Annotated in this window: 7 protein-coding genes, 1 pseudogene and 1 CRISPR repeat array; of the genes and pseudogenes, 7 read left to right on the top strand and 1 reads right to left on the bottom strand. The window is 41.3% G+C overall.

All coding sequences use genetic code 11. The features are described 5' to 3' along the window. The first annotated feature begins 4 nt into the window (after positions 1–4). The 4 genes and pseudogenes from cas1 to HMPREF9969_RS06200 all read left to right on the top strand — a co-directional run bounded on the left by cas1 (position 5) and on the right by HMPREF9969_RS06200 (position 9,566). Positions 5–934: pseudogene (gene cas1, locus HMPREF9969_RS06185) on the top strand (type II CRISPR-associated endonuclease Cas1). A 51-nt stretch (positions 935–985) separates the two neighbouring features. Then, positions 986–1,282 (top strand): CRISPR-associated endonuclease Cas2, encoded by a 297-nt coding sequence (gene cas2, locus HMPREF9969_RS06190; protein WP_036895318.1) that lies wholly within the window; start codon positions 986–988, stop codon positions 1,280–1,282. A gap of 107 nt (positions 1,283–1,389) precedes the next feature. Beyond that, positions 1,390–3,659: direct repeats of the CRISPR family, unit length 47 nt; unit sequence GTTGTATTTGATAATGCAAAGATACTAATTTTAAAGCTAATCACAAC. A gap of 250 nt (positions 3,660–3,909) precedes the next feature. Beyond that, positions 3,910–7,311 (top strand): glycosyltransferase, encoded by a 3,402-nt coding sequence (locus tag HMPREF9969_RS06195; protein ID WP_009434999.1) that lies wholly within the window; start codon positions 3,910–3,912, stop codon positions 7,309–7,311. 521 nt (positions 7,312–7,832) lie between these two features. Further along, positions 7,833–9,566 (top strand): phosphoethanolamine transferase, encoded by a 1,734-nt coding sequence (locus tag HMPREF9969_RS06200; RefSeq protein ID WP_036895287.1) that lies wholly within the window; start codon positions 7,833–7,835, stop codon positions 9,564–9,566. A gap of 94 nt (positions 9,567–9,660) precedes the next feature. Here HMPREF9969_RS06200 and HMPREF9969_RS06205 read toward each other — a convergent pair whose 3' ends face one another. Beyond that, positions 9,661–11,199: a sulfatase gene (locus tag HMPREF9969_RS06205; RefSeq protein WP_009435040.1), complete on the bottom strand. Its 1,539-nt coding sequence runs from the start codon at positions 11,197–11,199 to the stop codon at positions 9,661–9,663. Positions 11,200–11,410: 211 nt separating this feature from the next. On the opposite strand from HMPREF9969_RS06205, the gene HMPREF9969_RS06210 reads away from it, so the two are divergent. The 3 genes from HMPREF9969_RS06210 (at position 11,411) to HMPREF9969_RS06220 (ending at position 16,312) form a co-directional block, all read left to right on the top strand. Next, positions 11,411–13,237 carry a transglutaminase-like domain-containing protein gene (locus tag HMPREF9969_RS06210; RefSeq protein ID WP_009435017.1) on the top strand — a complete coding sequence of 609 codons (1,827 nt, stop codon included), beginning with the start codon at positions 11,411–11,413 and terminating at the stop codon, positions 13,235–13,237. A gap of 52 nt (positions 13,238–13,289) precedes the next feature. Next, the gene (locus HMPREF9969_RS06215; RefSeq protein ID WP_009435056.1) at positions 13,290–15,425 is read left to right on the top strand and encodes a DUF3857 domain-containing protein; all 2,136 of its coding nucleotides are present in this window, start codon (positions 13,290–13,292) and stop codon (positions 15,423–15,425) included. A gap of 281 nt (positions 15,426–15,706) precedes the next feature. Then, positions 15,707–16,312: a DUF4738 domain-containing protein gene (locus HMPREF9969_RS06220; protein WP_009435013.1), complete on the top strand. Its 606-nt coding sequence runs from the start codon at positions 15,707–15,709 to the stop codon at positions 16,310–16,312. Positions 16,313–16,519: the final 207 nt, after the last annotated feature.

Below are 16,519 nucleotides of genomic sequence, written 5' to 3' on the forward strand. Positions count from 1 at the left end.
GCTTATGATAAAGAAGACATTATGTTTCAGCAATCCTGCTTATTTGAGTTTAAAGAATTCACAATTGGTAATTCGTTTGCCAGAAGTGGAAAGTTGTGATAACCTATCTGATAGTTTCAAGCAACAAAGTGAGCGTACAATTCCAATAGAAGATATTGGAGTTGTACTGCTTGATAATAAACGAATTACGATTACATCGTCTGCATTAGAAGCCTTGATAGAGAACAATTCTGCTGTAATCACTTGTGATAGTAAGAATATGCCCATTGGACTTTTGTTACATTTATGTGGTAACACAACACAGAATGAACTTCCGTATGCAGGTAGATGCATCGTTACCACTAAAGAAACAGTTATGGCAACAAACAATAAAACAGAAAATAAGTAATCAGGCAAGACTCCTAAGTACATATACTAATGCTGATGTTGGATGTATGTATGCCTGGGCAGATAAAGTTAGAAGTGGTGATCCCGATAACCTTGAGGCTCGAGCAGCTGCTTACTATTGGAAAATATCTTCACTGATATTTCAGATTTTGTAAGAGGTCGGGATGGGGAACCACCTAACAACTTATTAAATTATGGATATGCAATATTACGTGCTGTTGTGGCTCGGTCTTTAGTAGCAAGTGGATTACTCCCAACATTGGGAATTCATCATCACAATCGATATAATGCTTATTGTTTGGCAGATGACGTAATGGAACCTTATCGTCCTTATGTTGATGGGTTGGTGTTGGATATAATGTGCTTGACTAATGATTATAGTGAATTGACAAAAGACATAAAGATTCGGCTTCTATCTATTCCCGTTCTTGATACTACTATTGGAGGGAAAAAGAGTCCGTTAATGATAGCTACACAACAGACGACAGCCTCTCTTTATAAGTGTTTTAGTGGGGAACAAAGAAGAATGGTTTATCCTGAATTATAAAGTCAATTGGTGGAAACTTATAGATTTAGTCAATATAGGAGTATGTGGTTAATGGTATTTTTTGATTTACCTACAGATACAAAGAAAGAGCGAAAGGCTGCCTCTCTCTTTCGACAGAACTTATTAAAAGACGGATTTACAATGTTTCAATTCTCTATTTACATACGCCATTGTGGTAGTAAGGAAAACATGGAGGTTCACATTAAAAGAGTCTCAACCATTATTCCAGAGTATGGAAAGGTGGGGATTATGGGTGTAACTGATAAGCAGTTCGAAGGGATTAAGCTCTTTTATGGTAAAAAACCACATAAGCCCAATGTTCCAGGAGTACAGCTAGAGCTTTTCTAAAAAGATTAAAGTTCCACTTTTGAAAGTGAAACTTTAATCTTTCTTGCATTTTCCTTTTCCGTAAGTAGAGAGTATATTGCTTATAATCAATGTTTTATTCTACTTGTGTTGTATTTGATAATGCAAAGATACTAATTTTAAAGCTAATCACAACATCGTGAACACGTGAAAACTTTTCTTAATGTTGTATTTGATAATGCAAAGATACTAATTTTAAAGCTAATCACAACCTCCGGTCACAATTTTGCTACTGGCAACAAGTTGTATTTGATAATGCAAAGATACTAATTTTAAAGCTAATCACAACACACCGACTACGAGCGAGACCGCAAGGAAAGTTGTATTTGATAATGCAAAGATACTAATTTTAAAGCTAATCACAACATAAGTGTACCAGCAGTTTGCAAGCGAAGGTTGTATTTGATAATGCAAAGATACTAATTTTAAAGCTAATCACAACTCAAGCTGGTGACGCATGGCGTTACATCAAGTTGTATTTGATAATGCAAAGATACTAATTTTAAAGCTAATCACAACCAATTCTGATTTTTATGAGCAGCCTGAAGGTTGTATTTGATAATGCAAAGATACTAATTTTAAAGCTAATCACAACTCCTTGCGCGTGCGCGTATCCTATTAATTGTTGTATTTGATAATGCAAAGATACTAATTTTAAAGCTAATCACAACATCGTTTATTTTCTTGTATTAATAGATTGAGTTGTATTTGATAATGCAAAGATACTAATTTTAAAGCTAATCACAACGCCAGTCAAACTATATTGGAAATTTCGTAAGTTGTATTTGATAATGCAAAGATACTAATTTTAAAGCTAATCACAACGATAAACCTAAAGGAAGACGAATGGAAGTCGTTGTATTTGATAATGCAAAGATACTAATTTTAAAGCTAATCACAACTAAAAAGATAAATCTTTACAAACGTACTTAGTTGTATTTGATAATGCAAAGATACTAATTTTAAAGCTAATCACAACAGCGTGTAAGTGAGTATATCCGTGTACACTGTTGTATTTGATAATGCAAAGATACTAATTTTAAAGCTAATCACAACGGCTACTCCCTTGATGTGGTCAACTCTAAGTTGTATTTGATAATGCAAAGATACTAATTTTAAAGCTAATCACAACACAATTCCCGCAATTAGGATATTTTAATAGGTTGTATTTGATAATGCAAAGATACTAATTTTAAAGCTAATCACAACACAATGGGAAAAGGTTTTCGACCTATACAGTTGTATTTGATAATGCAAAGATACTAATTTTAAAGCTAATCACAACAGCCTAACAACTGATACAAATCTTTGCGCGTTGTATTTGATAATGCAAAGATACTAATTTTAAAGCTAATCACAACACGTTCAAAGGTCAACCACTTGGCGCGCGTGTTGTATTTGATAATGCAAAGATACTAATTTTAAAGCTAATCACAACGACCTACTCCAAGTATAAGTACAAGCGTAGTTGTATTTGATAATGCAAAGATACTAATTTTAAAGCTAATCACAACTACTTGAAATATCAACGGCATCTGCTGATGTTGTATTTGATAATGCAAAGATACTAATTTTAAAGCTAATCACAACTACGCCTGAAATTGATGCACTAGGTTATGAGTTGTATTTGATAATGCAAAGATACTAATTTTAAAGCTAATCACAACTACTATCATTAATAAAGGTGCTGCAAAGTGTTGTATTTGATAATGCAAAGATACTAATTTTAAAGCTAATCACAACAAGTCGTATGTTCATCATAGGAAAGACAACGTTGTATTTGATAATGCAAAGATACTAATTTTAAAGCTAATCACAACTAGAGCAAGTCAAGATAATTTTCTTCGTCCGTTGTATTTGATAATGCAAAGATACTAATTTTAAAGCTAATCACAACATCATTTTATAACTTGCCCGCTGTTGATAGGTTGTATTTGATAATGCAAAGATACTAATTTTAAAGCTAATCACAACGGCTCGTCTCCCATTATGCACCGCTTCTTCGTTGTATTTGATAATGCAAAGATACTAATTTTAAAGCTAATCACAACATTCAAAGATGTGATAAAATTTGGATTGCCGTTGTATTTGATAATGCAAAGATACTAATTTTAAAGCTAATCACAACTACAATTCGGGACGTATCTTCTTATCTACAGTTGTATTTGATAATGCAAAGATACTAATTTTAAAGCTAATCACAACACCCTTTGAAAATTCTTCAAGCCTTAACTTGTTGTATTTGATAATGCAAAGATACTAATTTTAAAGCTAATCACAACTTGAGGTGGCTGTATTCACTTGTGAGTTTCGTTGTATTTGATAATGCAAAGATACCAATTTTAAAGCTAATCACAACCTATGAGATGGTTTCCGTAGTTCTTTGCCGATTTATTTATACCCTCTCTGCTTATTTTAACGAATATATACACGTTTTGTAACTGATAATTGATGTGGTAATTCATTTTTATTGTAACTTTGTCTTGTGTTTAGGACATTGGAGAAGTTGAGTGCTTATTGGAGTAAGACTAAATAAGGAGACTCCCCCTAAGTTCAGCAAATTATAAGAGCCAATATGACTTTATTGCTTTCAGATAACAGACAAGACAATGAGCAAGCAAGTATTTCAGACAGACTCCCGTCAGCGTTGGAGTTATTTTAAGTGGACCCTACGTGTAGTCCTTACGATTCTCTCACTCTTTGGAATCGTTTTCTTAGCAATGTTTGCCTTGGAGGGTAGCCCGCAGATGCCTTTCCATCACGACTATCGAAATGCGGTGTCAGCCTCATCTCCTTATACCAAGGACAACAAGACGGCAACACTCTATAAGTCGTTTCGTGACTTCTTCAAGGAGAAGAAGATGCATAATAACTATGCGAAAGCTACCATCAAGAAGCAACGATTTGTGGGGAAGGCGGACAGTCTGACGCAGAAATACTTTCGGGAGTGGGACGACCCACGGATTGGTGTGCGCTCGGCATGGTATGTAAACTGGGATAAGCATGCTTACATCTCTCTGAAGAACAATATACAACACCTGAACATGGTGTTGCCAGAGTGGTTCTTTATCAATCCTAAGACCGACAAAGTGGAATATAGGCTTGACAAGCAGGCGCTGCGCTTGATGCGTAAGGCTGGTATTCCTATCCTTCCAATGCTCACGAATAACTACAACTCCAACTTCCATCCAGAAGGTATCGGACGTATCATGCGTGATGGAAAGAAGCGTACAGCACTCATCAATGAGATGGTCAAGAAATGTAAACATTATGGTTTCGCAGGTATCAACCTTGACTTAGAGGAACTCGATATACAAGACAACGACCTCCTCGTTGAGTTAGTCAAAGACTTCGCACGTGTTTTCCATGCAAATGGACTCTATGTAACACAGGCTGTAGCACCTTTCAACGAGGATTATAACATGCAGGAACTGGCAAAGTATAATGACTATCTCTTCCTCATGGCGTACGATGAACATAATATGGGGAGCCAGCCAGGAGCTGTCAGTTCGCAACGTTGGGTGGAGAAAGCTACCGACTGGGCGGCTAAGAACGTCCCGAACGACAAGATAGTACTCGGTATGGCAACTTACGGATATGACTGGCCTAATGGGGAGACGGCTTCGACGGTATCATTCGACCAGACAATGGCTACCGCACTGGATGCAGGAGCAAAGGTAAAGTTCGATGATGACACCTACAACGTTAACTTCTCGTATCAAAACACTGATGATGGAAAGATTCATCAGGTGTTCTTTACTGATGCTGCAACTACCTTTAATATCATGCGCTTTGGTGCTGAATATCATCTCGCAGGCTATGGTCTGTGGCGTTTGGGCACTGAAGACAAACGTATATGGCGCTTCTACGGTAAGGATATGTCGTGGGAGAATGTGGCAAGGATGTCTGTTAAGAAGCTGATGCAGCTTAACGGCACCGATGATGTTAATTTCGTTGGATCTGGAGAGGTGCTGGAAGTAACAACGGAGCCGCACCCTGGAAATATATCAGTGACAATAGATAAGGATAACCGCCTTATCTCTGAGGAGTATTATCACGCCCTTCCGTCAACATATACCATCCAACGACTTGGTAAATGTAAGGATAAACAACTCGTTATCACCTTCGACGACGGACCAGACAGCCGCTGGACACCTACCGTGCTGAGTACGCTGAAGAAATATAATGTCCCTGCTGCGTTCTTCATGGTGGGACTGCAGATGGAGAAGAACCTGCCTTTGGTGAAGCAAGTATATGATGCCGGGCACACTATCGGCAACCATACCTTCACCCACCATAACATGATTGAGAACTCCGACAACCGCTCTTATGCTGAGTTGAAGTTGACAAGAATGTTGATAGAGAGCGTCACAGGACATAGTACAATCCTGTTCCGTGCTCCATACAATGCCGATGCCGACCCGACAGACCATGAGGAGATATGGCCAATGATAGTGGCAAGTCGACGCAACTACCTCTTTGTGGGTGAGTCTATCGACCCTAATGACTGGCAAAAGGACGTAACGGCTGACCAAATCTACCAACGTGTCATCGATGGTGTACACCATGAAGACGGACATATCATCTTGCTCCATGATGCGGGTGGTGACACACGTAAACCTACGATTGAAGCCCTCCCTCGTATCATTGAGACCCTACAACATGAAGGTTATCAGTTCATCTCTTTGGAACAATACTTAGGGATGAATAAGCAAACCCTGATGCCTGCTATCAATAAGGGAAAGGCTTACTATGCCATGCAAACCAACCTTTGGCTGGCAGAGATGATTTATCATGTATCCGACTTCCTCACGGCTCTCTTCCTTGTATTCCTTGTCTTGGGTATGATGCGCCTCGTATTCATGTACGTGTTGACGTTCAGAGAGAAACGAGCAGAGAACCGACGCAACTATGCACCGATTGATGCTGCTACGGCTCCAGCTGTTTCTATCATCGTACCGGGTTATAATGAAGAGGTGAATATCGTGCGCACCATCACTACGCTCAAGCAACAAGACTACCCGAACCTACATATCTACTTCGTCGATGATGGTAGTAAAGACCATACCCTCGAACGTGTGCGTGAGGCTTTCGATACCGATGATAAGGTTACTATACTCGCTAAGAAGAATGGCGGTAAGGCTTCGGCACTGAACTATGGTATCGCTGCTTGTCGCTCAGAGTATGTGGTTTGTATTGATGCCGACACTCAGCTGAAGCAGGATGCCGTAAGTAGACTGATGAAGCACTTCATTGCCGACAAGGATAAACGCATTGGTGCAGTGGCAGGAAACGTGAAGGTGGGTAACCAAAGGAATATGCTCACCTACTGGCAAGCTATTGAATACACCAGCAGTCAGAACTTTGATCGCATGGCTTACTCTAATATCAATGCCATTACCGTTGTTCCTGGTGCTATCGGTGCATTCCGTAAAGAGGTGATTGAAGAGGTAGGAGGATTTACCACTGACACCTTAGCAGAAGACTGCGACCTGACGATGAGTATCAACGAACATGGTTACATCATTGAGAACGAGAACTATGCTGTGGCAATGACAGAAGCTCCTGAGACACTCCGCCAGTTTGTTAAGCAACGTATCCGTTGGTGCTTTGGAGTGATGCAAGCCTTTTGGAAACATCGCTCCTCACTCTTCTCTCCATCGAAGAAGGGCTTCGGACTATGGGCTATGCCTAATATGCTTATCTTCCAGTATATCATCCCAACCTTCTCACCATTGGCAGATGTACTGATGCTCATTGGTCTCTTCTCTGGCAATGCCTTGCAGATATTCTTCTATTATCTCATCTTCCTTCTCATTGACGCAAGTGTATCTATCATGGCTTACATCTTTGAAGGCGAGCGGTTATGGGTACTCCTATGGGTTATCCCGCAACGTTTCTTCTATCGTTGGATTATGTATTACGTCCTCTTCAAGAGTTATCTTAAAGCAATCAAGGGCGAGCTGCAGACATGGGGCGTCCTCAAACGCACTGGTCACGTTGGTGAATAACCCGCCTTTCAAGAAGTAAAGAAGAGATACCGTGAGACTCCCAAAAGTGCATCTATCCCTTCAGTTAATATAACAAATAAGTGTCTAGGCATATTAGGGGAATCCACTTAGGTATATAAGTGATAGTTCATTCCCGTGCAGGAACGTCAACCTACCCATATGGGAACATCAACGTTCCAGCACGGGAACATTCATGTTCCAACGCCGGAACATCAACATTCCACAGGCGGAACATTCATGTTCCATAGGAGGGAACGTTGTTTATGTAGTATGCAGGCATGAGATGGAACAGGGGTTAGCGTGCCATGGATAAGACGTTGCACGCTGTATGCTATGTATATCGTAGGAGTTGGTTATGTATATCGTAGGAGTTGGATGACACATAAGATGTTTTACGGTGCGACCATGAGATTATTTGAGAATACGGATGCTATTTTGTACCTTTGTTGCGAATCCTGTTTAAGTTCCTATTGTGTGGGACTGATGATAAGGAATATGTGTTGCTAATCATTAGAATTAATATGAAGCGTACCTTTATAACCCATCTGGTAAAGCCAATAGAAGCGTGTTCTCTTTTCTTTGTGTTTATGCTGTTGGTGGGTGCTATTATGAATGTGAGCCATCGGAACATCTTTGGTTACATAGAGTTGATAGCTGATGTGTATATTGTTTGCCTTTTATTGAGCCTTTGTCCACGTATATTACGTCAAGGGTTGGAGGTTATATTGAGCAGTCTCATTTATGTGATTGCGATAATAGATGCCTGCTGTAAGAGCTTGTTCAATACACCGCTTACACCGACGATGCTCCTTTTAGCGCAGGAGACAACTGGTAGGGAAGCCTCCGAGTTCTTCTCTCAATATCTTCAACCAGAACTTCTGTTTTCGTTGGCAACAGTCATCTTCCTTCTTGCCCTTAGCCATGCTGTTATGGCGATAAGGAGGATGAACTTCCCAACCGCTTATCTAAAGCAACCCCTTATCGCCTCTGCTTTATTACTCACACTTGTTGTCGGGACTTGTTTAAGCGTCTATGATAAGGTACAGCTATACACTGTTAGGAATCTGTCGGGGCTTGAAATAGCTGTAAATAATGGCTTTGCCCATCTTTACCACCCTGTTGAACGTGTTATTTACGGACTTTATTTCAATCACTTGATAGCGAATCAAGTGGAAGGAGTCATCGTGGCTAATGAAAGACTGGCGGTTGATTCATGTAACTTTACGTCTCCTACCATTGTTCTCATTATAGGCGAAAGTGCGAACCGACACCATTCGCAATTATATGGTTATCGTTTGCCCACAACGCCCCGTCAGCTTGCTCTCATGGAAGGTAATGACTCTTTGGCAGTATTCACCGATGTCGTTTCGCCATGGAATCTAACCAGTAGGGTATTCAAGCAGATCTTCTCATTGCAATCAGTGGGTGAGAAAGAGGATTGGAGTAACTGTCCTCTCTTCCCTGTAGCCTTTAAGAAAGCGGGCTATCATGTTAGCTTCCTGTCTAACCAATTCCCTTATGGAATCAACTATACGCCTGATTGGACGAATAACCTCGTCGGTGGCTTCTTCTTAAATCATCCACAACTCAACAAGCAGATGTTTGATTATAGGAATACCAGTATCCACGACTATGACGATGAGCTATTAAACGATTACCATGATGGTATCAATAAAGGGAAGGCACAATTAATCATCTTTCATCTGCTAGGGCAGCACTTCCAGTACTCAGCACGTTGTAAAAGCGATATGAAGAGGTTTAGTATAAGGGATTACACACGTTCGGACCTGTCAGATCATGCGAAACAGACGATTGCAGACTATGACAATGCGACGCTTTACAATGACTTTGTTTTGAGTAAGATAGTCGAACGATTCCGTAATAAGGAGGCTATTGTTGTCTATCTATCCGACCATGGAGAGGATTGTTATGGCAAGGATGTGGATATGGCTGGTAGGCTCACTGAGGCAGAGAACATTGATGTTAAGAAGTATCATGAGGAGTTTGAAATACCTTTCTGGATATGGTGTTCGCCTGCATATAGGCAGAGGCATCACAAGATATTCATAGAGATTATGAAGGCAAGGCATAATAGGTTCATGACTGACGACCTACCACATCTATTGTTGTATTTGGCTGGAATAAGTACTAAAGAGTACAAGGCAGAACGGAATGTCATCTCTCCACGTTTCAACAATAGGCGTCCTCGCCTCGTACTAAATAGTATTGATTACGATAAAGCGTTACACCAATAGCTTTCATCGGTACGAATCAAAGTGCGACGGAATGATAGTTCACGTGAAAGCCCATCGCTTGCATTGGTGTAACGCCTAATTGCATACACTTGATTTATAACTTAACAATCGGTTGCTGTGCCTTCATCTTACGCAAACGGGACGTGAGGTGATGGTAGAGACGAGCAACGAGTTGAGGATGCGAAGGGGCTAAGTCATGCTTTTCGGAGAGGTCGGTTGAGAGGTCATAAAGCTCTTTATTCCCTGTAAGATACGAATAGATTAGTTTCCACTTTCCCTCACGAATAGCGCAGTTGAGGCTGATGCCCAGTCCTTCACCATCCCATATATTAGGATAGTTCCACACCAGTTGACGTTTCTCAAAGCCCTGTTGCCTACCGCGAAGTATCGGTGTAATATCTTTCCCATCAATAGTCTGTGGCACATGATAGTGCTTGATTCCCGCCATAGAGAGCAGGGTTGGGTAAAGATCCTCGATGATTATCGGTGTATGCGAACGTGAGTTGGGCTTTACTACGTGGTTCCATTTCACAATGAAAGGCACTCTTATCCCTCCTTCATATAGTGATCCTTTACCGCTCTTGAGTGGTGCATTCTGTGTGTAAAGCTCCCCGTCTCTCCAATAGGACGATGAGGCGAGTCCTCCGTTATCACTCATAAAGATGATAATCGTCTCTCGCTTGAGTCCAGCCTGCGCCACCCAGTCCATGAGGTCGCCCAAACTTTTATCCATTCCAGCAATCAACGAGGCGTAGGCAGCCTCCTTCTCCGATAGTCCACGTGCACGATAGGTGGGATAGAAACGCATATCTCGGTCGATGGGAACGTGTACGGCGTAATGAGACATATATAGATAGAATGGCTGGTCATACTTTTTTGCCTTCTCCAAAGCCGCTATCGCCTCCCGTGTAAGGGCTTCAGTCGCAAAGATGCCAGTCCCCCAATAACGTTCCAAGCCAGGTATTGCGAAGGGAGATGTGGGCTTTCCATCCTTAGTAAAGCCATAGTTACGCTCACTAAGATAGGTTGCTAAGCCACCAGCAGCAGTACCAGTTATGTTTGTATCGAAGCCAAAGTGACAGGGATTCTCACCTGGAGTATCAATTGCCCCCCAGTGTGCTTTCCCACAATGTATGGTGTGATAGCCTGCATTCTTTAGTAGTTGTACGAAGGAAATCGCCTTTGCTGTATGCCCCACATTACCACTCTGCGCAATACCATTGTAATTCCAATCAGGTAGTGTGACCCCATCTCGCTTCCCATCTGTCATCTGGTCGCGATGTAAGGTCCAATTCGTTACCCGGTGCCGTGCCATATTCATACCAGTCATCAAGCTACATCTTGAGGGCGAACTGATAGGTGTTGCGTACGCATCTGTGAACATCATTCCCTCTGCAGCAAGTCTTTCCATATTCGGGGTGTCGTATTTTCGATTATTAGTAGTAATCGAATCGGCAAAAGGAAGGGACGTATTCTGCCATCCCATATCGTCAACCATAAAGAAGATAATATTGGGCTGCGTCTTTACTTGTTGTGCATTAGCTGGAAGGAGAGCCCCTATTGACATCAACGAAGCCGTTACGTACAGGGGAGAAGGGCGTCTCGTGAAATGGAAGAGATAGGTATTCTTCATTGTTGATAATTATTGCTTGGGTTCTTAGTCATGCCACAAAGTTAAAAAGAAAGTAGGTAACAACCATATAATTCACCGATGTTATTAAAAAAACATAAGACTTTTATGCCTCATTCAGAATAATTGTCTATCTTTGCATGTGGGCTTTATTCCACATTTTCAAGTCATTGCCGACAGGCTATATAACGATTTCTATCTATTTAAACTTCAGATGGTAAGCTATTTAAAAACAATCCGTTCGCTGGTTACAGTACTTCTTTTCACGTTCTGTACGGCTTATGCTCAGGCACAACAATGGGACGATAAGATTCTTATCTCGCAATGTGACGAACAATACACATTGACTTTTGATGGTGATAAACCTATTGTTAAGAACACAGAGAAAGTCACTTATCTATCTAATTCAGTGACGAAAGTAATGCCAGAAACCACTGTCTTCTATGGAGAATTTATCTCTTTGGATAATATCTCGGGGCATGGTCAGAAGCAATATACGAATGTCACTCCCGAAAATGTGTTCTATGACGATACGAAGGCATGCACCATTCAAGGTGAGATAAGTAAGAAAGGCAAAACAAGCAGTGCTTCCTTCGAGCGTACCTTTAAGGATATTAAGTATTTCACACGTGTTTATTTGCTCGAAGAATACTTCATTCAGCACAAGACACTGACCATCACTATTCCTAAGAAGTTGGCTGGCTATCGGCTTAAAGAAATGAACTTTGAGGGCTATAACATACAGGTTGCACATGAGTCAACGCCTACGGATGAGGTTTACCGCTATACTATGACCAACTGCAATCGCATGAAAGAGGATGTGCAAATGCCTCCTTCTTCAAGTGTCTATCCTTATCTTTTGATCATCGGTCCCTTTGCTGATGTCAACGCATTGTACAGCTGGTCGATGAAAATGGCTGACGTGGATTGTAATATACCTAATCTTCAGTCACTCTTAGCCGAGATTAACAAGACAAGTAAGACTCCCGAAGACCGCATAAGCAACACTTATCGATGGGTGCAGGACAACATTAGATACATAGCCTACGAAGCCGGAATAGCCGGACATCGACCAGATACACCTGCCGAGGTGCTCCGTAAGCGTTATGGTGATTGTAAGGGTATGGCGTTATTGCTTACGACCTTACTTAAAGCACAGGGTTTCGATGCTCGTTGGACAGATATAGGAACGGAGGAGATACCCTTTAAGATGAGTGATGTTCCTACTCTCGCTGGGGCTGACCACGTGATTTGTACGCTCTTATATAAAGGTAAGACTTACTTTATTGATGCTACTTGCAAGCATATCCCATATACTTATACACCGCAAGGAATACAAGGCTCGCAGGCAATGATAGCCAATGGCGACCGCCCAAGACTTGAGATTGTACCCGTCAGGAAGCCTGATGAGTCTATTGATAGCCTCTCTTACAATTATCAACTGCAAGGAGATGCTCTTGTGGGAACGGCTACCTATATGACACGAGGCGATATGAAGGAATGGTTTATGTCGGTTTCTGACAATGTCGGGAGCAAACATAACGATGATTTACTTGCTAACAACCTTAACTCAGATGCGCATAATATGATGGTGTCTGACGTGAAGTGGGTCGATGATGCCCCTCGCCACGAATGGGGGAAGTTTACTGGTAAGGTGGTTAATAAGCCTGCGGTGCAACAAGCTGATGGTGAGTTATATATCGAGATGAACCCTCATAACAATCTTTTCGATGCCCGCATTGATACCACACAACGTACACACGACTATTATTTGCCTGTTCGCTGCAACGTTGTTAGGCAGGCTGTGCTAACCATTCCAGCTGGTTATCGTGTTGATTACTTACCTTCTTCTGCTACTTTCAATACTCCAGAGGGTACGCTCACATGCCGATTTGTACAAAACGGGAACGTCATTACTTTCCATCAGAAGATGCAAATTAACCACAGACGAATCCCTTTAAAGAACATACCACAATGGAATGATGCGCTAAGGAAGTGGACGGATGCTTGTAACGAGCAAGTTGTCTTGAAACGGAAATAGCTCTTTCTCCATTCATCCTAATTGCTATTAATTATTTTCAATACATATAGTTATGAAAAAGCTAATCACATTGCTCCTCCTCACCATCATAACTCTTCCTATGATGGCATTCAATGATGAGGACTATCAAAAGTTTGCACGTGAAGTGAAAGCGGAGGTCTGGAAGAAGGATCTACCACAATTCAACAACCGCACAGTACCGACAAAGTATAATAAAGAGTCGGCTGTTGTCTTGGCGAGATATGAAGAGGTTGGAGTCGACTATAGCAACCACTTCAGTGCTCTTAGCCTTGGTAATGTGAAGCAATGTACGGGTACTCACCTCATCCGAAACCTTGTTAAGATTAATGATAAGGCTGCTTTGGATAAGTTCTCCACGTTTGAGTTCCGCACATACGACTATTCTCTCAATAATGGATTATGGCGTAATGACCGCCGAACAGTACTCGGTGTGCGTGTTATTAAGCCCAATGGTACTATTAAGGAAGTGGAAGAAAAGGATTATCAAGACAATAACGAAGGTAAGAAAGGAGAAGAGAAATATGCAAAACTTGCTGTTCCTAATCTGCAAGTAGGCGATATGATTGACTACTTCTACTATAACTATGACAAGTTAAGAGAGGAGAATATAGATCCAATAACATTCTTCTTTGGTAGTCAATATCCCATCCTTGACTATCAAATTCATTGCTCTATTGATAAGGACTTATGCACTCAGTACCGCACAATGAATGGTGCTCCAGACTTCAAGCAAGGTGCTGATAAAGATGATATTGTACTAGATGTTCGTGAGAAAAACATCGATAAGACCATGCCTGACTATGCTTATAATCCATTGGCACAGACCCCTTATACAATGTTATTCATCAATGCGAAGGTAGCATTGGAGTATATTCCAAAGAGTATGAAGGTCAAAGGTTTGCAGGCAAACCCCGATGCGAAGGTCATTCAAGAGGACGCTTGGACACTTTGGGATGTGACTACTAGCAAGTGGTCATTCTATAAGATGTTCAACAAAGTGATTGATGAAGCGAAGAAAATCAGCGATCCAACAGAGAGAGCAAACTATGTCTACAACTTCGCCATGTTGAATACCTTGGTGCATAATAATCCTTACTTCTCATATAGGAACTTTGGTTCTGTATTCTCATTCCTACTTGATAAGCTCAAAGTACCATACTCACGTGTGTTGGTAACTGATTGTATGACCGAACCTATTGGGCAGTTGGCGAACATCTGGAACGTAACCTATGGCTTCATGTTGAGTAATGGTCAGTGTTATTTCCCAGTAAGTACTCGATATGGCACAACGGCTAACACCATTCCATCTATCTATCAGAACCGAGAGGCTGTGGCTACTGATGCGAAGAAGAAGTTCCAAAATGGACCTTTTAGAAACGTGACTATCCCTGGCAGCCAGGCGAAGGATAACACGGAGAAGGTAGATGTTGATGCTACTGTTGATGGTATCTTACTCAACATCAAGCGCCAAGATGCCACTACTGGATGCGATAAGGAAGGTAACATCATGGACTATACTTCAGCCGAGCAGATGGCTCAAGCATGGGGTGCTGACTATGGTGTGACAAAGTTTGCACAGCTTTATGACAAGGGAGCAAGCGTTGCTGACCAGCGAGCAGCAGAACGCGCAGAGCAAGACAAGAAGTCTATTGCAGATAACTTCAGCGATGAGATAAAGGCATATCACGACCATGCGGCAGTGAAAGTGAATGACACTAAGGTGCTCTCATGCGGTGAGAAGAATAAACCCTTTACTTATCTTGTGGATTACCAGATGGATGGTTTGGTCAAGAAAGCTGGTCGCAACCTTGTAATCTCCGTCGGTCAGCTAGTCGGACAGCAAGCTCATATAGAGGGAGCAGAGCGTCAGCGCAATGTAGATATCATCTATCCTTACCCTAGAACTTACTCTGTTACGGTGCGCCTAGCCATTCCTAGCGGCTATGAAGTATCTCCGGAAAGCTTGCAGAAACTCAATTCTAATGTAGATAATAGTGCTATTTCCTTTACTTCTAAGGCTTCTGTCGAGGATGGTAAACTCTTAATTACTTTCGAAAAGGTATATAAGCAATATCGAGTTCCTGCTTCTCAGTGGTCGGATGTGTTATCTGCTCTCGATAAGGCATACGATTTCAATAGTCTTCAAGTTGTGTTGAAGAAGTTGTAAAAACCCTCTTTACCCTAACAGCAGACTCTTTCCTGTCTTTCTAAGAGGGAAGAGCTACTTACTAAAAGCTGGTTTATATGAGGGGAAAATATATATTGTCAAGGCGGACAGATATCCTCATCTGTCCGCCTTTTTGTTCCTCAATCATAAATAATTAGGTATAACCTTTCCGTTAGGGAATCCTTAGGAGGGCTTTCCCCCATTGTATGAACTTTGAAAGGGAACACTTGCTACATTCAAAGAAAATGTGTACTTTTGTACTATCTAATTACACATTTATTATGGCAAAGAACCTAATTACCATTCTGATTGTAGCCCTCGCCCTCTGTAGTGTGGCTGCATGTAAGAAGGAAAAAAAGTCTAATGATATCATAACTAAGATTGCTCCGCGTCCGAAAGTACCAACTGGTCCAAAGAGCCTGTCCGACTTTAAATATGAAAAGAAGGTCGAGTGGGTAGGGGGAATATATACCATTACAATCCGTCGATACGCTGATAAAGACCTTGAATTGTCGGAAGATGAAGATGGAAGGAAGTATTATGACAATAAGGTGCAACTGACTATCAAGCGTCCTGATGGTACCACTTTCTATGATAGAACATTCACAAAGAACGACTTTAAAGAGTTCACAAACAATGATTACGGAGAGCATGGTTCGCTTGTCGGATTTATGTTTGACCATGTAGAAGGCGATGCTTTACGCTTTGGTGTGAGCGTTGGTTCCCCTGACCCTAATAGTGATGAGTATGTTCCAATGAACTTCTTTATTGATAAGTCATGCCATATTCGTATCTCAAATGCCACGGAGTTAGACACAGGTAGCGATCAGGAGAAAGCTGAGAAACCAAAGACTGAAGAAGAGATGTCCGAAGAGGAAGGGGTGTAAAGGGACTTCCTTTTAAATTAAACTCCATGATTTAAATCTCAAAAGAATACTTAAAGACAATCAACGTACAATTTGTTTCTAAGCTAACAATATAATTTGTGAAACGAAAGGAACGCTCTCCTTCATTTGAAGAGGGCGTTCCTTCATTATGAGAAGGGCGTCTCTTCGATGTGAAGAAACGCCCTTCTAAAATAGTGTTAGATGTTT

The sequence above is a fragment of the Prevotella sp. oral taxon 306 str. F0472 genome (genome assembly GCF_000257925.1).
Classification (GTDB): Bacteria; Bacteroidota; Bacteroidia; order Bacteroidales; family Bacteroidaceae; genus Prevotella; species Prevotella vespertina.